27 protein-coding genes are annotated in these 18,262 nt (G+C 65.6%); 12 read left to right on the forward strand and 15 right to left on the reverse strand.

The genetic code is table 11. The annotated features are described in order from the left end of the window. Positions 1-8: 8 nt before the first annotated feature. The 3 genes from secB to QTI17_RS24160 all read right to left on the reverse strand — a co-directional run bounded on the left by secB (position 9) and on the right by QTI17_RS24160 (position 1,278). Positions 9-473, reverse strand: a complete 465-nt coding sequence (secB, locus tag QTI17_RS24150) for a protein-export chaperone SecB (protein ID WP_286536194.1) — start codon at positions 471-473, stop codon at positions 9-11. A 115-nt stretch (positions 474-588) separates the two neighbouring features. Beyond that, positions 589-849: a glutaredoxin 3 gene (grxC, locus tag QTI17_RS24155; protein ID WP_286536195.1), complete on the reverse strand. Its 261-nt coding sequence runs from the start codon at positions 847-849 to the stop codon at positions 589-591. 21 nt (positions 850-870) lie between these two features. Further along, positions 871-1,278 (reverse strand): rhodanese-like domain-containing protein, encoded by a 408-nt coding sequence (locus tag QTI17_RS24160; RefSeq protein ID WP_286536197.1) that lies wholly within the window; start codon positions 1,276-1,278, stop codon positions 871-873. Between the two features lie 72 nt (positions 1,279-1,350). Between QTI17_RS24160 and gpmA the strand changes: the two genes are divergently transcribed. From gpmA to QTI17_RS24175, 3 genes are all read left to right on the forward strand, one after another. Next, positions 1,351-2,094, forward strand: coding sequence for a 2,3-diphosphoglycerate-dependent phosphoglycerate mutase (gene gpmA / locus QTI17_RS24165; protein WP_286504917.1), 744 nt, complete (start codon positions 1,351-1,353; stop codon positions 2,092-2,094). Positions 2,095-2,193: 99 nt separating this feature from the next. After that, positions 2,194-3,636, forward strand: coding sequence for a S41 family peptidase (locus QTI17_RS24170; protein ID WP_286536198.1), 1,443 nt, complete (start codon positions 2,194-2,196; stop codon positions 3,634-3,636). Between the two features lie 52 nt (positions 3,637-3,688). After that, positions 3,689-4,450 carry a HesA/MoeB/ThiF family protein gene (locus QTI17_RS24175; RefSeq protein ID WP_286536199.1) on the forward strand — a complete coding sequence of 254 codons (762 nt, stop codon included), beginning with the start codon at positions 3,689-3,691 and terminating at the stop codon, positions 4,448-4,450. A 12-nt stretch (positions 4,451-4,462) separates the two neighbouring features. Here the strand turns inward: QTI17_RS24175 and QTI17_RS24180 are convergent, their stop codons facing one another. Both QTI17_RS24180 and QTI17_RS24185 read right to left on the reverse strand, forming a co-directional pair. Next, a complete protein-coding gene (locus QTI17_RS24180; protein WP_286536201.1) occupies positions 4,463-6,508 on the reverse strand; it encodes an AsmA family protein in 2,046 nt (681 codons plus the stop codon). A 5-nt stretch (positions 6,509-6,513) separates the two neighbouring features. Further along, positions 6,514-6,717, reverse strand: coding sequence for a hypothetical protein (locus QTI17_RS24185; RefSeq protein WP_286536202.1), 204 nt, complete (start codon positions 6,715-6,717; stop codon positions 6,514-6,516). Positions 6,718-6,995: 278 nt separating this feature from the next. Here QTI17_RS24185 and QTI17_RS24190 point away from each other — a divergent pair, with 278 nt between their 5' ends. Further along, complete coding sequence (locus QTI17_RS24190; protein WP_286536203.1) at positions 6,996-7,400, forward strand: response regulator; 405 nt, start codon at positions 6,996-6,998, stop codon at positions 7,398-7,400. A gap of 20 nt (positions 7,401-7,420) precedes the next feature. On the opposite strand, the gene QTI17_RS24195 is transcribed toward QTI17_RS24190, so the two are convergent. Continuing rightward, positions 7,421-8,053 carry a response regulator gene (locus tag QTI17_RS24195; protein WP_028249172.1) on the reverse strand — a complete coding sequence of 211 codons (633 nt, stop codon included), beginning with the start codon at positions 8,051-8,053 and terminating at the stop codon, positions 7,421-7,423. Between the two features lie 107 nt (positions 8,054-8,160). Between QTI17_RS24195 and QTI17_RS24200 the strand changes: the two genes are divergently transcribed. From QTI17_RS24200 to QTI17_RS24225, 6 genes are all read left to right on the forward strand, one after another. Beyond that, entirely contained in the window at positions 8,161-9,501 is a 1,341-nt protein-coding gene (locus QTI17_RS24200) for a sensor histidine kinase (RefSeq protein ID WP_286536204.1), read from the forward strand. Between the two features lie 172 nt (positions 9,502-9,673). Beyond that, entirely contained in the window at positions 9,674-9,838 is a 165-nt protein-coding gene (locus tag QTI17_RS24205; RefSeq protein ID WP_286369177.1) for a DUF1328 domain-containing protein, read from the forward strand. 51 nt (positions 9,839-9,889) lie between these two features. Next, positions 9,890-10,264 (forward strand): hypothetical protein, encoded by a 375-nt coding sequence (locus QTI17_RS24210; protein WP_286523367.1) that lies wholly within the window; start codon positions 9,890-9,892, stop codon positions 10,262-10,264. A gap of 25 nt (positions 10,265-10,289) precedes the next feature. Next, positions 10,290-10,670 carry a hypothetical protein gene (locus QTI17_RS24215; RefSeq protein WP_286536205.1) on the forward strand — a complete coding sequence of 127 codons (381 nt, stop codon included), beginning with the start codon at positions 10,290-10,292 and terminating at the stop codon, positions 10,668-10,670. Further along, positions 10,660-11,106: a hypothetical protein gene (locus QTI17_RS24220; RefSeq protein WP_286536207.1), complete on the forward strand. Its 447-nt coding sequence runs from the start codon at positions 10,660-10,662 to the stop codon at positions 11,104-11,106. Before QTI17_RS24215 ends, QTI17_RS24220 begins: the two co-directional genes overlap by 11 nt. Further along, a complete protein-coding gene (locus QTI17_RS24225; protein ID WP_286536209.1) occupies positions 11,103-11,648 on the forward strand; it encodes a ferritin-like domain-containing protein in 546 nt (181 codons plus the stop codon). The genes QTI17_RS24220 and QTI17_RS24225 overlap by 4 nt, the downstream gene beginning before the upstream one ends. A 65-nt stretch (positions 11,649-11,713) precedes the next feature. Here the strand turns inward: QTI17_RS24225 and QTI17_RS24230 are convergent, their stop codons facing one another. The 9 genes from QTI17_RS24230 to QTI17_RS24270 form a co-directional block, all read right to left on the reverse strand. Beyond that, positions 11,714-12,127 carry a BON domain-containing protein gene (locus QTI17_RS24230; RefSeq protein WP_286536211.1) on the reverse strand — a complete coding sequence of 138 codons (414 nt, stop codon included), beginning with the start codon at positions 12,125-12,127 and terminating at the stop codon, positions 11,714-11,716. Between the two features lie 20 nt (positions 12,128-12,147). Continuing rightward, positions 12,148-12,345: a CsbD family protein gene (locus tag QTI17_RS24235; protein ID WP_286536212.1), complete on the reverse strand. Its 198-nt coding sequence runs from the start codon at positions 12,343-12,345 to the stop codon at positions 12,148-12,150. A gap of 121 nt (positions 12,346-12,466) precedes the next feature. Next, entirely contained in the window at positions 12,467-13,246 is a 780-nt protein-coding gene (locus QTI17_RS24240; RefSeq protein ID WP_286536215.1) for a DUF429 domain-containing protein, read from the reverse strand. 56 nt (positions 13,247-13,302) lie between these two features. Next, positions 13,303-13,725, reverse strand: a complete 423-nt coding sequence (locus tag QTI17_RS24245) for a BLUF domain-containing protein (RefSeq protein WP_286504903.1) — start codon at positions 13,723-13,725, stop codon at positions 13,303-13,305. A gap of 19 nt (positions 13,726-13,744) precedes the next feature. Further along, the gene (gene folE, locus QTI17_RS24250) at positions 13,745-14,476 is read right to left on the reverse strand and encodes a GTP cyclohydrolase I (RefSeq protein WP_286504902.1); all 732 of its coding nucleotides are present in this window, start codon (positions 14,474-14,476) and stop codon (positions 13,745-13,747) included. A 68-nt stretch (positions 14,477-14,544) separates the two neighbouring features. Further along, positions 14,545-15,303: an endonuclease/exonuclease/phosphatase family protein gene (locus QTI17_RS24255; protein ID WP_286536216.1), complete on the reverse strand. Its 759-nt coding sequence runs from the start codon at positions 15,301-15,303 to the stop codon at positions 14,545-14,547. Further along, positions 15,300-15,770 carry a dihydroneopterin triphosphate diphosphatase gene (gene nudB, locus QTI17_RS24260; RefSeq protein ID WP_286536218.1) on the reverse strand — a complete coding sequence of 157 codons (471 nt, stop codon included), beginning with the start codon at positions 15,768-15,770 and terminating at the stop codon, positions 15,300-15,302. Before nudB ends, QTI17_RS24255 begins: the two co-directional genes overlap by 4 nt. Then, a complete protein-coding gene (locus QTI17_RS24265) occupies positions 15,767-16,084 on the reverse strand; it encodes a CcdB family protein (RefSeq protein ID WP_286536219.1) in 318 nt (105 codons plus the stop codon). The genes nudB and QTI17_RS24265 overlap by 4 nt, the downstream gene beginning before the upstream one ends. A 7-nt stretch (positions 16,085-16,091) precedes the next feature. Beyond that, positions 16,092-16,361: a type II toxin-antitoxin system prevent-host-death family antitoxin gene (locus tag QTI17_RS24270; RefSeq protein ID WP_286523382.1), complete on the reverse strand. Its 270-nt coding sequence runs from the start codon at positions 16,359-16,361 to the stop codon at positions 16,092-16,094. A 443-nt stretch (positions 16,362-16,804) separates the two neighbouring features. Between QTI17_RS24270 and QTI17_RS35085 the strand changes: the two genes are divergently transcribed. After that, on the forward strand, positions 16,805-17,203 hold the full coding sequence (locus QTI17_RS35085) for a discoidin domain-containing protein (RefSeq protein ID WP_353506726.1): 399 nt from the start codon (positions 16,805-16,807) through the stop codon (positions 17,201-17,203). Beyond that, entirely contained in the window at positions 17,134-18,249 is a 1,116-nt protein-coding gene (locus QTI17_RS24275; RefSeq protein ID WP_286536221.1) for a GDSL-type esterase/lipase family protein, read from the forward strand. The genes QTI17_RS35085 and QTI17_RS24275 overlap by 70 nt, the downstream gene beginning before the upstream one ends. The last annotated feature ends 13 nt before the right edge of the window (positions 18,250-18,262 follow it).

Raw genomic sequence — 18,262 nt, forward strand, 5'->3', positions numbered from 1 at the left:
AGCCGGATTTACTGCGTGACGATCGGCGAAGCCTGGCCCGCGGCCTGGGCCTGCTGCTGTTCGAACATCGCCTGGAAATTGATCTCGGCCAGGTGCACCGGCGGGAAGCCGCCGCGCTGGATCACGTCGGCCACGTTGCCGCGCAGGTACGGGTAGACGATCTGCGGGCAGGCGATCCCGAGGATCGGGCCCATCTGGTCTTCCGGCAGGTTGCGGATCTCGAAGATGCCGGCCTGCTTGGCCTCGACCAGGAACACGGTCCGGTCGCCGATCTTGGTCTGCACGGTGGCCGACACGGTGATCTCGAAGATGCCGTCGGTCACCGGCTGGGCGTCGACGCCGAGCTGGATGTCGACGGTCGGCTGCTCCTGCTCCAGCAGGATGGCCGGCGAATTGGGCTGTTCGAGCGACAGATCCTTCAGGTAGACGCGCTGGATCTGGAAAACGGGGTCTTGTGATTGCTGGTCGGCCATGGCTCTAACTTTCGAGGATCAAAACAAGGCCCGCCCGGGAAATGCTCCCGAGAGCGGGCTTCTGAGGGGTCAGCCGGCGATTATCGCCCGGCCGGATGGCAGGCCGGCGACCGGCTCAGGCGCCTTGCAGCAACGGCGCCAGGCCGCCGCGCCCGTCGAGCGCGATCAGGTCGTCGCAGCCGCCGACGTGGGTGTCGCCGATGAAGATCTGCGGCACCGTGCGCCGGCGCGTGAGGTCCATCATCGTGGCACGCGCCTGCGGGTCGCTGTCGATGCGGATCTCCTCGATCTGATCGACACCCTTGGACTTGAGGATTTGCTTCGCGCGAATGCAGTACGGGCAAACGGCGGTGGTGTACATCTTGACGGCTTGCATCTGGGCTATTTCGTGGAGGGTTCAGGCCTTTTCAAGCGGCAGATTAGCGTCTTTCCAGGATTTGAGTCCGCCGGCGACCGCTTGGGCCTGTTCGTAGCCGAGCTTCTTGGCGGTCGCCACGGCGCGCTGGGCCCGTGCGCCCGTTGCGCAGACAAGCAACAAAGGCAACGACTTGTTCTTGACCGTGGCCGGCAGCTTCTGCTCGAGCTGGTTCAGCGGCACGTTCTTGGCACCGGTCACGTGGCCGGCCGCGAATTCCTCGGGCTCGCGGACGTCGACCACCACCGCTCGCTCGCGATTGATCAGCTGCACCGCGCCCTGCGCCGTGAGCGAGCCGGCGTTGGCGCCGCGCACCAAAGGCCACGCCAGCATGCCGCCCGAGCTGAGCGCAATCAGGATCAGCATCCAGTTGTCGACAATGAATTTCACGGTGTTCCTTGAGTGGCAAACCCCGGATTTTAGAATGTCGGCTTTCCGAACGCGTTCCCAAAGGCCTCTCCCATGCACAAACTGGTACTGATCCGCCACGGCGAATCGACCTGGAATCTCGAAAACCGCTTCACCGGCTGGACCGATGTCGACCTCACGCCGACCGGCGTCGAGCAGGCCAAGCAGGCCGGCCGGCTGCTCAAGGCCGAGGGCTACGACTTCGACGTCGCCTACACCAGCGTGCTCAAGCGCGCCACCCGCACGCTCTGGCACACGCTCGACGAGCTCGACCGCACCTGGCTGCCCGTGATCCATTCCTGGCGCCTCAACGAACGCCACTACGGCGGCCTGCAGGGCCTGAACAAGGCCGAAACGGCCAAGAAGTACGGCGACGAGCAGGTGCTGGTCTGGCGCCGCAGCTACGGCACGCCGCCGCCGCCGCTCGAGCCCAACGATCCGCGCAGCGAGCGCGGCGACGTCCGCTACGCCAAGCTGGCCCCCGAGCAGGTGCCCTTGACCGAATGCCTCAAGGACACGGTGGCCCGGGTGCTGCCGTTCTGGAACGAATCGATGGCGCCGGCGATCCGCGCCGGCCGCCGGCTGGTGGTGGCGGCGCACGGCAACTCGATCCGCGCGCTGGTGAAGTACCTCGACGGCATCTCCGACGACGCCATCGTGGGCCTGAACATCCCCAACGGCATTCCGCTGGTCTACGAACTCGACGACGAACTCAAGCCGCTGCGGCACTACTATCTGGGTGACGCCGACGCCGCCGAAAAGGCCGTGGCCGCGGTGGCGTCGCAAGCCAAGGCGTAACAAATATTCTTAATTTGTTCAAAGGGTCGCGGAACCCCGGCAGACAACTTGCTTCCAAGCTGTGTATATTGGTTTGACAGGCGACAAGGACACTTTCACATGGGCCAGAAAATGAAGATCACCGGGTGGGTCGCCGCAGGCGCCTTCGCCGGCGTGCTGACAACCGTCTCGTTACAAACCGTTGCACGAGGCTCGCTGGCTCCCTTGCCGCTCGAAGAACTGCAGCAGCTGGCTGCGGTTTTCGGCATGGTCAAGAGCGACTATGTCGAGCCGGTCGACGAGAAGAAACTGATTTCGGATGCGATCTCGGGCATGGTCGCCGGGCTCGACCCGCATTCGCAGTATTTCGACAAGAAGTCCTTCAAGGAATTCCGCGAAGGCACGACCGGCCGTTTCGTCGGCGTCGGCATCGAGATCTCCCAGGAAGACGGTTTGATCAAGGTGGTGTCGCCGATCGAGGGTTCGCCAGCGTTCCGCGCCGGCCTCAAGCCGAACGACCTGATCACCAAGATCGACGACACCGCGGTGCGCGGCCTGTCGCTCAACGAGGCGGTCAAGCGGATGCGCGGCGAGGCCAACACCAAGGTGCTGCTGACGATCTTCCGCAAGGACGAGAACCGCACTTTCCCGGTCACGATCACGCGCGAGGAAATCCGCACCCAGTCGGTCCGCGGCAAGGTCATGGAACCGGGCTACGCCTGGATCCGCCTGTCGCAGTTCCAGGAACGCACGGTCGACGACTTCGTCAAGAAGGTCGAAGAAATCTACAAGCAGGACCCGAATCTCAAGGGCCTGGTGCTCGACCTGCGCAACGACCCGGGCGGCCTGCTCGACGCTGCGGTCGCGATCTCGGCCGCCTTCCTGCCCGAGAACGTCACGGTGGTGTCGACCGACGGCCAGCTGGCCGAGAGCAAGTCGATCTACAAGGCGGCGCCCGAGTTCTACCAGCGCCGCGCCGGCAGCGACCCGTTGCGCAACCTGCCGGCCGGACTCAAGACCGTGCCGCTGGTGGTGCTCGTGAACGAAGGCTCGGCCTCGGCCAGCGAGATCGTCGCCGGCGCCCTGCAGGACCACAAGCGCGCCACGATCATGGGCAGCCAGACCTTCGGCAAGGGCTCGGTGCAGACCGTCCGCCCCCTGGGCCCCGACACCGGCCTCAAGATCACGACCGCGCGCTACTACACGCCGAGCGGCACCTCGATCCAGGCCAAGGGCATCGTGCCCAACGTGCTGGTCGACGAGAGCGCCGAGGGCAGCCCCTTCGCAGCCCTGCGCATGCGCGAGGCCGACCTCGAGAAGCACCTGGCCAGCGGCCAGGGCCCCGAGAGCAAGGACCCGGAGCGCGAAAAGGCCCGTGACGAGGCTCGCAAGCGCCTCGAGGAAGAAGCCAAGAAGCCGCCGCAGGACCGCAAGGTGCCCGAGTTCGGCGCCACCGACGACTTCGCGCTGGCGCAGGCCCTCAAGAGCCTGAAGGGCCAGCCGGTGCTGGTCAGCAAGACCCAGATCATCGTCGACAACAAGGAAGAGAAGAAGGACAACTGATCCCGGGCGGCTCCGGAGGGGGCCCGCCCCGGCGGTCGGTTCCGCGCGGCGCATGGAAGACCAGGACCTGCTGCGCTATTCGCGCCACATCCTGCTGGAGGAATTCGGCATCGACGGCCAGGCGCGGGTGAGCGCCGGCCATGCTCTGGTGATCGGCGCCGGCGGGCTCGGTTCGCCCGCCCTTCTCTACCTGGCCGCGGCCGGCGTCGGGCGCATCTCGCTGGTCGACGACGACGACCTCGACCTCACCAATCTGCAGCGCCAGATTGCGCACGCCACGGCCCGCGTCGGCATGCCGAAGGTCGAGTCCGCGGCCGAGGCGATGCGCGCCATCAACCCCGATATCCGGATCGAGACCCACCGCCTGCACGCCGACGCCGAGCTTCTCGACCGGCTGGTGGCGGGCGCCGACGTGGTGCTCGACTGCTGCGACAACTTCGCGACCCGCCAGGCAGTCAACCGCGCCTGCGTCGCCCATGGCAAGCCGCTGGTGGCGGGGGCGGCGATCCGCTTCGACGGCCAGCTCAGCGTCTACGACACGCGCGATCCGGCCTCGCCCTGCTACGCCTGCCTGTTCCCGCCGGAGGCCGAGTTCGAGGAGACCCGCTGCGCCGTGCTGGGCGTCTTCGCGCCCGTGGTCGGCACCATCGGCACGCTGCAGGCCAGCGAAGCCCTGAAGCTGCTGGCCGGCATCGGGCCATCGCTGGCGGGCCGGCTGCTGATGTTCGATGGCCGGCGCACGGCCTTCGATTCACTGGGCGTGGCCCGCGACCCGGGCTGCGGGGTGTGCGGCCACCGCCCGCCGCCGCCCTGAGGCCGGCTCGGCTCAGCCGCCGCTTGCCGGCGTCGGCTGCTGCTTCGCCTTGGCGGCGCCCGCCTTGGCGGCGCGCGACGACGGGGTCTTGGCCTCGGTCAGCACTTCGGTGCAGTCCGCATCCTTGCCCGGACCGGTTTCGACCGTCGCCGCCAGCGCCAGCAGCGGATTGATCGCCGCCAAGGCCAGCGCCGCAGCGCCGCGGGCCGCGAGCGGCGCGACCTCCACACCGGCCTTCGGCGCCGCGAAGGTGCCGCGCACCCGCAGCGGCGTGCGCAGCGCCAGGATGCTCTTGTCCTTTGGCGCCTGTTTGACGATGAGGTCCATGCGCTCGTCGGCCAGGTTGATGCTGCCCGCGCCATTGAACACCGTGTCGCTGGTGTCGAACAGCAGGGTTCGGCCATTCATCACGCCCTTCTCGACGTCGAAGGCCACGGCGGCGCAGCGCAGTTCCACGTTGTGGTCGCCTTCGAGCAGGAACTTGATGATCTCGCCGCCGTCGAGGCCGAGGAACTCGAGCAGCAGGTTGCTGAACTGCCCGCGCCCGGTGAGCGCCGCGACGTCGCCGGACGAATTGGCCAGCCAGGCCGCCACCGAGTTGCCGCGGCCCGACAGGTTGATCCGGCCGTCCAGTCGGCCAAAACTGGTCTTCAGGGTCTCGACCTTCGGAATCAATCGATTGAGCTGCATCCCGCGGATATCGAGCGCCGCACGGATGTCGGCCGGATTCTGCGTTGCATCGATTCGGATCGCACCGGCAATCCTGCCGCTCGCCACGCCGAGATCGAGCGGGTCCAGGGTCAGCACGCCGTCCTTCAGCTTCACCTGCACACTGCCCTTGTCCAGCGGAAGCTCGCGCACGTTCTGGATCCGCTCCGCGGTGTAGCTGACATCGGCGTTCATGGCACGCAGCCGCTCGAAATCCAGGGTCGCGTCCGGTAGCACCTTGCGCGAGGGGTCGTTGCGCTTTTGCTTGTCGACCTGCGCGATGCTGGGCGGTGCCGCCACGCCCTCGACCGCGTTGGCCGAGCGCGCGGTCGGCGGCAGCCCGATCAGCGGGCCGAGATCGTCCATGTCCATCACGCGCGAACGCAGCTTGCCGCCCAGGTGCGGCACCTGCTGCGACTTGTCGAACTGCATGTCGCCGCTGATGTCGGACAGGCCCAGGCGTCCCTTCAGGCCGCGCACTTCCCAGAGCGCGCCATTCTTGCGCAGGTTGCCGCTCAGCGCGTAGGGCGGCGTCTGCGGCAGCGCGATGCCCAACGCCGGATAGAGGCGCCCCAGGTTCGGGCCCCTCATCTCGACCTGGGCGTCGAGGCCATCCAGGTCGGCCAGTTCGGCCACCGTGCCCTTGCCCGTCAGGCGGGTCTGCGCGACCTTCAAGTCGATCTCGATCGGAAACGGCGGCTGCCCGACGGACGTCAGCTGCAGCACGTTGCCGGTGCGCCCTACCGCGGACATCGGCTGCCCGCGGTAGCGGCCCTTGATCTCGTAGTCGAGGGGCAAGTCGCCGCGGCTGCTGTCGAAGCTGAAATCCGCGTGCAGGTCGAGCGCCTGCGCCTTGGCGAGGAAGTCGATGCTGCCGCCGTCGACCTGGATCAGGCCGATGACCGGGACTGTTCCCGGGTCGGCACTGTCCTTGCCGAGCGCCCAGGTCTTGCGGCCGTCCTCCTCCATCTGGAGGCCGAGCGAAGGCCGGCTCAGCACCAGGCGCGGCAAGACGATGCGGCGGCGCAGCAATTCCCAGAAGCGGATGTCGAACTCGGCCTTTTCGGCCTGAACGAGATAGGGGTCCCGGGCCCACGCAGGGTTGGCGAACTCGATGCCGTCGAACTTGACCGTCGCCTGGCGCCAGCCAAGGGCGACATCGAGGTGCCGCGTGATCTCGAACTTGCGTCCTGTCTTCTCGCTGACATAGCGATTGACCGGCGCACGCAGCGTGTCCCACGGGAAAAAAGCCGCCAGCAGCAGCAGTGCGAGGAACAGTCCGAGGACCAACGCGCCGAGCGCCACCCAGCGCCGGCGACGCGGCGGGGAGGCGGCGGGAGCGGTCTGCATGTTCTTCAATCGATCGGCGCGCCCGTATGCACCGCGCTGACGCCCTGGGCCGCCTCGCGGACGCAGACGGCGGCGATCCCGGCGGCAGCCGCCATGGTGGCCGCCTCGGCCAGCCGCAATTCGGCCATCGCCGGCTCGCCGCCGGCCACTGCGACGCCGCCGGCGAGCGCCAGCACAACGATCGCGATGGAACTCCAGATGATGTTCATGGCCGCACCTTGCAGGATTGTGAAATGGACGGCGGGCCGCCGCCAGTGGGTGCAAGCATGGCTCCCCTTGCACGTCCGGCGGGTCGGCGGCCGGGTGCAAACGGTGTGCGGCGTCGCCTACGGGTGCGTTCTCATGGGCGCGTAAGAACCAGCCTACAGCCGCAGGCCGCGCAAACCTTCATCATGCGAACGAACAAATCCGTAGCATTGCCACCGCGGGCCTTCCTTGGAGACAATCCAGTCCACCAAGAAAACGCCCCCGGGGGACAGCGGTTCTCATGGACCCAAGATTAAAAACCTACATCGTCGAAGACAACGTCACGATCCGAGAGAACCTCGTCGGCACTTTGGAGGAGCTTACGTGCATTTCGGCGATCGGTTTTGCCGAGACCGAGGCCGAGGCAAGCCAATGGCTGACCGACCATGGCGACGAGTGGGAACTGGCCATCGTCGATCTGTTCCTGAAGCAGGGCAGCGGTCTGGGCGTGCTGCAGACCTGCCGCTCGCGCCGGCCGAACCAGAAGGTGGTGGTGCTGAGCAACTACGCCACCCCCGACATCCGCAAACGCTGCGCCCAGTTCGGGGTCGATGCGGTGTTCGACAAATCCAACGAAATCGACGGACTGATCGACTTCTGCATCGAGCAGGCGTCCGCGTCGAGGGTCTCGCAGAGCAGCAACTGACGGCGCTGGACGCCTCGGGCTCAGTCGATCAGCTTGTTCTTCAGCGCGTAGTAGGTCAGGTCGCTGTTCGATGAAAGATTCATTTTTTCCATCAGCCGCGTCCGGTAAGTGCTCACCGTCTTCACCGACAGCGACAGCGTCTTGGCGATATCGCCGGCGGTCTCGCCCTTGGCCAGCTTGAGGAACACCTGAAACTCCCGCTCCGACAGCTGTTCATGCGGCGCCGCGTCGTCCTTGCGGTCGAGTTGGCGCGCCAGCAGTTCGGCCACCGCAGGGGTGATGTAGCGACGACCGAGCGAGATGGTGCGAATCGCATTGACGATCTCGATCGGATCGCACTCCTTGTTGAGGTAGCCGCTGGCGCCCTGGCGAATCAGGTTCATCGCATAGTGCTCTTCCGGATAGCCGCTGAGGATCAGGATGCCGACGTCCGGCGCCTTGGCGCGGATCATCGCCAGGGCGTCGATGCCGCTTTGGCCCGGCATCGACAGATCCATCACCAGCACATCGAGTTCGGTGGTCCGAACGAGCTCGATCGCCTCGCGGCCGCTGGCCGCCTCACCCACCACCCGCAGGTCGACATGCTCCGAAAAGAACTGCCGCAAGCCGGAGCGCACGATGGCGTGGTCGTCCACAATTCCGATCTTGATCATCTGTTACCTTCGTCGTTGTATCGCGGCCTCTTGCGTCGCAACATGCCGGTCCCTGGTCGGCTCCGATTATTCCCGAAATTGATCTGCAGGCATTGCTCGGAGACCTCATGCGCTGGTTAGCTTTTCCCAAGATGACCCTCGGGCTGGCGCTTGCCGCCTTGGCAGCGCTGGCGCTGGTGGGCATCAACGAAGCAGGCTACCAGCAGTCGCACCGCGCCCTGCAGGATGTCGGCGACGCGCAGAAGGCGCGCGGCCTGCTCAACCTCGTGCTGCAGAACGTCCTCGATGCCGAAACGGGGCAACGGGGCTTCCTGTTGACAGGGGAAGCCCGCTATCGTGAGCCTTATGACCTCGCCGTCAAACAGGTGGAGGGCAACCTGGCCACGCTGCAGGGTCTTTATGCGCGGCGCCCGGGCGAACTGACGCAGGTGGGCGAACTCTCCAAGCACGTGTCGCGCAAGCTCGCCGAAATGGAAATGAGCGTGCGCCTGCGCCAGAGCGGCAACGAGGACGCCTGGAAGTTCGTGATCACCACCGATGTCGGCCGCGAGGAGATGGAGGCCATCCGCCAGCAGGTCGGCCAGCTGATCGCGATCAGCAACGACGAGCTGACGCGCAGCCAGCGCCAGATCGCCAGCTCACTGCGCCTGGGGCGCATCGGCATCACCCTGGTCACGCTGGCGGGGCTGCTGGCCTTCTACCTCTACCTGCGCCAGACCCACGCACTGCAACTGGTCGGCGAGCGCCAGCAGGAGGCGCTGCAGCGCGAACGCAACGCGCTCGAAGGCGAGGTGCGCGAGCGCACGGCGACGCTTGGCGAACTCGCCACCCATCTGCAGCAGGTGCGCGAATCCGAGCGCGGCTTCCTGGCGCGCGAGCTGCACGACGAACTGGGCTCGCTCCTGACGGCCGCCAAGCTCGACGTCGCGCGCCTGAAATCCAGGCTCGGCGATTCGCCGGACGCCATCCAGCGGCTGCAGCACCTGAACGAACTGCTCAACAGCGGCATCGCGCTCAAGCGCCGGATCATCGAGGACCTGCGCCCGTCATCGCTGTCCAACCTCGGGCTGATCGCATCGCTGGAAATCCTGGGCCGCGAGTTCGCCGAGCAGTCGGGCATGGAGATCGAGATGGTGCTGGAGCCGGTCGATCTCGACGAGGACAACCAGCTCACGGCCTACCGGATGGTGCAGGAGAGCTTGACCAACATCGGCAAGTACGCGCAGGCCACCGAAGCCAGCATCGTCATGAAGAACTACGGCAACCACGTGGTGGTCGAAGTGATCGACAACGGCAAGGGCTTCGACACCCAGCATGCCCGTCCATCGACGCATGGCCTGGCCGGCATGCGGCACCGGGTCGAAGCCGCCAAGGGCAAGCTCAGCGTGGCGTCGACGCCCGGCAAGGGCACCCACCTCAGCGCCATCCTGCCGGCCAGGCAGGCCTGACGCGGCGGGTCCGCGACGCCCCGCCGCGCCCTTTCGGTTCTCTCCTACGCCCCCAGGCCGCTGCTGCTGACAGGGTCCGGGGGACCATGCCCTTAACGTGGATGCCAGGCCGTTCGGAACCCGAACGCGCTGTTTTTGCATCCACGGGGCCATCCCTCGAAAAGGAGTCAGCATGTTGCACTACGCCGTCGTCTTCCTGGTCATTGCCTTGATCGCCGCGCTGTTCGGTTTCGGCGGCATCGCTGCCAGTGCCGTGGGCATCGCGAAGATTCTCTTCGTCATCTTCCTTGTCCTGGCCCTTGCCAGCTTCATCGCGGGCTTGATGCGACGCCGCTAGCGTCGTTACGATGGACAGGTCACCCAATCAATTTTCGGAAGGAATCATTTCATGAACACAACGACCAAGACGCCCGCACAGCTCGCCGAGGACGCGCGCCAGACGGCCAACGACGCGATCGACACGACGCGGGCCTATGCGCAGAACGCAGTCAATGCGGCCGGCGAGAAGGTGCGCGACCTGCGTCGCGATGCCGAGCCGGCGGTGGAGCAACTGGCGGCGCGGGTCCAGCAGGCGGTGCAGCGCGGGCTCGATGCCGCGTCGACCACCAGCGCCCGGGCCCAGCGGCGCCTCGAGGCCGCTGCCGATGTGACCGGAAAGTACATCGCCGACCAGCCCGTTCGCTCGGTGCTGGTGGCCGCCGCAGCCGGGGCTGCCATCACGGCGCTGATCGTCCTGGCCAGCCGCCGTCGCGACGACTACTGATCCCCGCCACGGCCGCCGCAGCACCATGTTCCATCCCATTGTCTCCACGGTGCTCGGTCACCCGGAACTCGTCGCCGAACATCTCGCCAATTACGGCGCACTGATCCGGGAGGAATCCCAGACGGCGAGCCAGGGCCTCATCTCGAAGCTCATGGCGGGCGTGATCGCGGCGGTCAGTGGCATGCTGGCCCTGGGCCTGGTCGGCGTGGCCGTGATGCTCGGCGTGCTGCACGGCAGCTTCCATTGGGTGTTGGCGGCGGTCCCCGGGGTGGCGATCATCATCGCCCTGCTCGCGGCGCTGGCCGCGGCGCGGCCCCGGCCTTTCCATGCATTCGACGACCTCCGAAGCCAGCTCGACGCGGACGTGCGGGCGCTGCGAGTGGCGGGAGAACGCCATGGCCGCTGACCGCCAGCCGCTCACGCCCCAGCAACGGCTCGCGTTGTCGCGCCGGGCGCTGGTCGCGCAGTTGCAGGGAGACCGCCCCGACGCGGGCGCCGACGAGCTGTACGCGTTGCCTGCGCCTGCAGTCCGTCCTGCGGCATACGACCACTTCGCCTGGTCCTCGGTGGCCCGCGGCGTGGTGCGCCGCTGGTGGCGCCGTCATCCGGCGAATGCGGCCGGCCAGCTGGCGCGGCCGCTGCTCGAGCGCTATGCGCGCGAGGAGCCGGCCAAGCTGGTCGGCGCGGCCGCCGCGGCCGGTGCCCTGGTGGTGCTGGTCAAGCCGTGGCGATTGCTCTCGATCACCGCGGTGCTTGCCGCGGTCGTGAAGACATCCGACGTCGCCGACATGGTGACGACGCTGATGCAGAAAACCGCAAACCCACGAAAGGACCCTCCATGAACACCGCCGTCAAAGAACGCCACGAACCCCTGAAGCTCGACCAGGCAGCGATCGACAAGGCCTCGAAGAGCCTCGACGAAGGCGCCGTCACCCCCAGCTACGGCCCCTGGCGCGACGACATCGTCAAGCTGCTCAACGACGCCCTGGCCACCGAGCTGGTCTGCGTCCTGCGCTACAAGCGCCACTATTTCACCGCCAGCGGCGAAGCCTCGCCGGCCATCGCCGATGAATTCCTGGTGCATGCCAACGAGGAGTCGGCGCATGCCGACAAGATCGCCGAGCGCATCGTGCAGCTCGGCGGAGAGCCCGACTTCAACCCCCAGAGCCTGCAGGGCCGCAGCCACGCGAGCTACGACGCATCGCTCGAACTGCAGGCGATGGTGCGCGCCAACCTGGTGGCCGAGCGCATCGCGATCGAGACCTATCGCCAGATGATCGCGCTGATCGGCGACAAGGATCCGACGACCCGGCGCATGCTGGAAGAGATCCTGAGCGATGAGGAAGAGCACGCCGACGAACTGAAGGACTGGCTCGGCCACTGATCCCGCCTTCCCCAGCAAAAAGCCCGGGCAACCGGGCTTTTTTGCTGACCGCGCCGCAGCGGCGGCTACATCTTCACTTCGAGCTTGTTGTCGACCGCGCTCACGCCCTTGACGGACTTCGCGATCTCCTCGGCGCGCGCCTTGGCGGCGGCAGTGGGGGCGGGCCCGCTCAACGTTACCTGGCCGCCCTTGGTGTCGACATCGATCTTGATCGCGCTCAGGTCGGGATCCTTGGCCAGTCCGGTCGACACGGCCGCGGTGATCGATGCATCGTCCATGGCGCCGGCCACCGATGCGGCGGCCGACTCCGTCTTGGCCTTGGCGGTGGTGCCGGCCTGTTCGGTCTTGGCAACGGCCGAGTCGGCCTTCTTGCCCATGGTCTCGTTGTCTGTCTTGCTGCAGGCGCCCAAACCCAGGACGCCGGCGGCCAAAAGCAGCGCCACGGCGCCGCGCCCGCTGGGTTTGTTCGATGGGGTCATGGATGGCTCCGTACGCGCGCTCACGGATTTTGGGGGTCGCTTTTCAAGGCGTCCTTCGCCTTTTCCTTCACGTCGCCGTAGGTCTTCTGCACCTTGCCGGCGGCCTGGTCGACCACGCCCTCGGTCTGAAGCTTGTCGCTGCCGGTCACCTTGCCCGCGACTTCCTTGATCTTGCCCTTGGCCTCTTCGACGCGGCCTGCAACCTGGTCCTTGTTCATGGCGTTTCCTTCGCAAAAATGGATGAATCGGTGGTTCGACCGAACCACTGCAATCAATCTAGTGCGCCGGCACGGGCGCCACGGCGGGCAGCGGCGCATCCTGTTGTAGGACACGGGGAAGTCAGGCCGTCACGATCCACCCTTCGACCGGATCGATGACCTCCGGAAGCCCGTAGCCGGGGCCCGGGCGGCTATCGCGGCGCGCCTCGGCCCAGGCCGCCTGCACGAGGCACAAGACCGCATCGAGACGGTCGCCCTTGGCGTCGGCGAGCAACGCGTCGCGCGCGCCCGGGTCCAGCGCGAGGCGCAGGCCGAGCCTGCCGGCGCCCCGCTCCAGCGCGGCCAGGAGGTCGGCCCGCGCCTCGCGGCGTTCGACGGTCTGGCCAGCCACCAGATCGCTCTTGTAGCTGCGCCGGCCGATCAGCTCGCGCGCCAGCAGGCCCGGGTAGGCCTCCAGCGCGATGCGCGACGCACCCGCCACCCGCAACGGCGGGTGCAGGCCCGGCAGCGCGGCGTCGGCGGCCAGCAGCCGCGGCACGCCGGCATGCAGCATGAACGCGACTGGGGGGTTGACCCATTTCATCGAGGGGCTGGAGCCCGCAGGGCCATCCGTCTGCCGGTGCGCGAACTTCCCGCCCTTGGGCCGGGCGGCGCAGAAGGCCGCGAAAGTGCGCCGGATCTCGTCGCGCCCGAGGCCCGCGTAGTGCGCGATCAGCGGCTCCCAGGCCAGCGGCCAGCCGAGTTGCACCACCAGTTCGCGCGGCAGTCCGAACGGGAGATCGAAGCCGCCCACCCAGGCCGGGAGCGTGCCCAGCCAGCGCCCCCAGTCGTCGAGATCGGCAAAGAATTCGAAGCCGGCCAGTTCCACCCGGCCGCCGCGCACCGCGCCGAGCGCGACCACGATCGGCTTGCGCGCGGTCGGCGCGCTCGAGAAATCGCAGCCGAGCAGCCGGGAGTTCAGTGGCGCCCGACGATGGCGGCGGTGGCCATCAGTTCCTCGAGCAGCGCCAGCGAAACCTTGCCAGACACCGCGTACGGGTCGAGTTCGGGGCGCTCGGAGTACTTGAGCAGGGTCGAGGCGTTGAGCTTCGACAGGTTGACCTGCCCCATGGTCCAGCCGCCGAAGCGGCGTTCGGAGATTTCTTCGTAGTGCAGGAGCACCACGTCCTTGTGGCGCGGATCGCGCTGGATGTGGCCGTAGAGCTCGCTGATTGCCACCCGGCCGCCCTCGATCGCCTGCAGGAACACGCCGGCCCCGTAGCAGAGGATGCCGGTGACGCCGCAGGCGGTGTTGTGCGAGCGCGATTGCGCGAGGATGGCCTCGATGGCGCCCTGGCTGGTGTCCACGGCGCGGCTGGCGTAGAGAAGGCGTACGAGCATGGTGTGTGGTGTATCCGGCTTAGCGCTTGCGCGGCAGGAGGGAAAGGAATTCGCGCCGCAGGTTGGGGTCCTTCAGGAAGACGCCGCGCATGACCGAGTTGATCATCTTGCTGTCCATCTCCTTGACGCCGCGCCACTGCATGCAGAAGTGCTCGGCCTCGACCACCAGCGCCAGCCCGTCGGGCTGGGTCTTTTCCTGGATCAGGTCGGCCAGTTGCACCACGGCTTCTTCCTGGATCTGCGGCCGGCCCATGACCCATTCAGCCAGCCGTGCGTACTTCGAGAGGCCGATCACGTTGGTCTTCTCGTTCGGCATGACGCCTATCCAGAGCTTGCCGATGATCGGGCAGAAATGGTGCGAGCAGGCGCTGCGCACCGTGATCGGGCCGACGATCATCAGCTCGTTGAGGTGCTCCGCATTGGGGAACTCGGTCAGCGAGGGCGGCGGCACATAGCGACCCTTGAAGACTTCGTTGACGTACATCTTGGCGACGCGGCGGGCCGTGTTGCCGGTGTTGTGGTCGTTGTCGAGATCGATCACCAGGCTCTCGAGCACGTCCTTCATCTTGCCCTCGACCTCGTCGAGCAGCCCTTCGAGTTCGCCGGGCTCGATGAACTCGGCGATGTTGTCGTTGGCGTTGAAGCGCTTGCGGGCAGCGAGCAGACGCTCGCGAATCTTCACGGACACGGGCGTGCCCTCGTCTTCATCCCCTGCGGCGGGGCGCGGTACGGCGTCGATGGTCCTGAGCATCCGCCCATCGTATCAGCGAATGGATTTCCACAAGCTCCCTAAGGCGCCCTCCCCGCCTGCCCAGGACGCTATTGTTTTGATAGCGAAAAGTCGGTCACCAGCGGCAGGTGGTCGGACATGCGGGCCCAGATCGGGCCGCGCGGCACCGAAGAGGCGACGGGTTCGACCTGGCGCCCGTAGATGAAGTCGAGTTGCGCGACCGGCAGGCGCGAGGGATAGGTCAGCGTCCGCGGCCCGCGCAGGTCGCTGGAGTCGCGCATGCCCATCGCGTTCATCGCATAGCGCATCCGCGCACCCCAGTCGTTGAAGTCGCCGGCCACCACCAGCGCCTCGCCGGGCGGGATCTCGCGCTCGACGAATTCGCGCAGCTGCGCGATCTGGCGGATCCGGCTGCCCTTGATCAGGCCCAGGTGCACCACGATGGTGTGCACCGTGCGGCCGTCGAGGTCGATCGCCACGTGCAGCAGCCCGCGCTGCTCGAAGCGGTGGTCCGAGATGTCCTGGTGGGTCTTGCGCAGCACCGGCCAGCGCGTGAGCAGTGCGTTGCCGTGCTCCCCGTGCTTGGTGATCGCATTGGTCTCGTACACCGCCGTGTAGCCCTCCGGGGCGAGGAAATCCGCCTGCGGCAGCTCGGGCCAGCGATGGAAGCGCGCGGCCGCCTGGCGGTTCACCTTGCGGACTTCCTGGAGGCAGATGATGTCGGCGTCCAGTTGCTCGATCGCATGGCCGAGGTTGTGGATCTCCAGCCGCCTGGCGGGGCCGATGCCCTGCACGCCCTTGTGGATGTTGTAGGTGGCTACGCGGAAGCTGGTCGCCGGAGGATTCATCGTGCAAATTGTGGCAGGAGCAGGATGGCTGCGGCGTTGGTGGAGGAAAAAGTGGCTGCTGCCGCCTCCCGGTAGGGCAGCCAGCGCCAGGCCGTGTGCTCGCAAGGATCGAGCCGCGGCGCCAGCGGCGCCGGCACGCAGAGGCTGAACAGGTGTTCGGTGTTGGAGCTCACGCCCGGCGCATAGCGTGCGCGCCAGCGCGGCAGGATCTCGTAGACGTTCCTGCGCTGCCAATCGAGCAGCCGCGGCGCCAGCGCGCTGCCCTCGTCGCACTGGATGCCGGTCTCTTCCTCGACCTCGCGCGCGGCGGTGCGGGCGAGCGGCTCGTCGTCGAAATCCTTGCTGCCGGTGACCGACTGCCAGAGGTCGTCGTCGCCGGTGCGGCGGATCAGCAAGACCTCGAGCGCCGACGTGTGGACCACGACCAGCACCGACTCGGGGATCTTGAACCGGGGACCGTCCGTCACACGCCGCTGATCACTGCATCGATGGCAGCGACGAGTTCATTGGCCTGGGCCCGCAGGCTGCCGCGCGGTGGGCCCAGATCCTTGACGCGAAACGGCGCCGTCATCTGCGGCAAGGCGACGAAGGACTCGCCGCTCCATTGGAGCACCGGGCACAGGCGCCGAGGCAGCGCCGTGGGCATCTGTGCGAGCGCCACCAAGGGCACGACCAGACGGGTCGGCAGGCTTTCCAGCAAGTCGCTCTGGATGTCGACACACCAGGGAATGTCGTCACGCTGCGTCTTCACGGGATTGGCGTGGACATCGAACTGGGCCATGCCGCACCTACCAGGGTCGGAGCTCTTCGCCGAAGACCCCGATCCGTTCGACCAACGCGTTCTGGGCGGCGATCCATTCCCGGTAGGTTTCGTTGAACTCGCGCTTGCGAGCATCCATCGTCTTCGCCTGCTCCAGCGCCTCGAGTTCCGCGTAGCGTGCGGCCGAAACGATGACGCCGGCGATGCGATCGTTCTTCATCACATGGACGGGTTCGCGTTCGGCCTGTCCGAGGTAGTAGCCGAAGCGGTTTTTGGCTTCAGTCGCGCTGATCTGCATGAGGAATCCCGTTCACGAGCCAATAGCCATTTTAGCCATCTTCTCGGGTGTGACCGGGATAGGGGCAGTCCTAGACTGCGCCCCTCCCACACCAATCGGCATCGGGGTCCGCACAGGGCGGTTCGAAAGCTTCGTGCGTCACCCCTGCACTCGCGCCCATGGCCCGCCGCTCCCGGAACATCGCAGCGCCGCGCTTCCACTGCTGCGCGTCAACCCAACGGTCGGGGCCCGCCGCCATGGCTTCATCCCTATCCAGCCCTCCCACATCGTGCAGTAGTTGGTGTTTTTGTTGCAAGACCGCCATGCGCCGTCAGCGACGACGATCGAATTTTACATCGGAAGTTTCCGATTTGATTGAGGAAAAAGCTCAACGAATTTTTAGATTGAAATAGCAACTCTTTCAGTATTTGCCTTCTAAAATAAAGTTGACTCCCTTGGAATAAATGGATCAGCTCCGTGAAATCAGTTGCACGAACAATTGCCGTCTTTTCTTCCTTCGTAACAATTTCCGGCCTGGCTTGGGCCAGTCAATCTATAATTTCACTTTTGCCACCGCCTCGTCGACAATCGTCTCTCCGCCAGCGAGTTTTGTGGCGAGTAGTGCAATCGACGGATTACCATCCACGAGTTGGAGCAGTGTCGGCCGTCCGTCAGTGCAGGATGGTGGTTTGGAGTGGGTGCAACTGGATTTTGGCCCCTTCCGAACAGTCAACTATGTAGAACTTTATCCACGAAAGGTGGACAGCGGAATTGAGAGTCCCAGTAAGCCCATGTGGCCGCGAGTGCATTCCCTCAGGAATTTTGCATTCAGTATTTCGACGGAAACCAGTATGTCACACTGAAGAACTATGCGTATATACCGTCGCCGCATCCGAGCGGCTACGCATATTTCTTTCTGCCAAAGACAGTGACGACCAGTTCCATCCGCGTCGCGGCATGGAGGTGGCGTCAAGATTTTTTTGAAAACAAATACTATTTCCAGCTCGCGGATGCAAGGGCTGGATATGTGAATTCAACGGATTACAACCAGTCGACTTCAATTTACGGGGACAGCACGACCTTCGGCTGGAAATGGAAATTCAAATCCGCTAGCGAAAAGGTGGCCGGCCGACTCGATGCGCCGATAGGGCCAAAAATCAAAGCGGTGGATTACTCCGTGGCAGGGATCACGCTGGCTCAAGTTCAAGTCGGAGGTGCCACAAATGCGCTCGACGCCGACGCCAAAGCTGACGGCACCCCTCCGAAGGCGCTGGCATTTGCCGACCGCATCTGGCAGGACCTATCTTTCAACATCATCCTCCGCCTTGGCTTGAACGATGCATGGGTGCCCGATCCAACGGATACAGCGGCAAGAGCGGTGGCCCGCGCCGCATTCAAGAGTCGCCTGACCACGATGGTGCAAAACGTCCGCACCGCAGGGAAGCGCCCCATCATTGCCGGACTGAACAGGATTGCGGTTACTCCCTCGATCCCGTCTACGTTTTATTTCACCGACGCCCGACGTATCAGCCAGCGCGATGAGTTCGATGCGGCAGCGCGAGAAGTCGCCACGGAAACATCAACGTTCTTTGTTGACGTCGGCGCTGTTCCATTCTACGGAGCATCTGACATCGTGGATGATGTCCACGCCACTCAAAGTTATAGCGATCGGATTGCGGACTACATCAATCAGCAACTCGCCACTTATCGGCTAGGCGACCCATTCCCGGTAAATCAAGATTTCCGGGTCGGGGATTTTTATTATTACCTCGACAAATCGAAGGTGCATTGCATGTATTCAAACGCGGCGTCTTTTGCGAGCCTGACCGGCAAGACGGGTGACCAAGGTGTGATTGTTCTCAATTCTCTCCCCCTAGGAATCACACGCGACATCGATTGCCATCACTAAAATATGTTCAGCA

The organism is Variovorax sp. J31P179 (genome assembly GCF_030316985.1).
Lineage (GTDB): Bacteria > Pseudomonadota > Gammaproteobacteria > Burkholderiales > Burkholderiaceae_C > Variovorax > Variovorax ginsengisoli_B.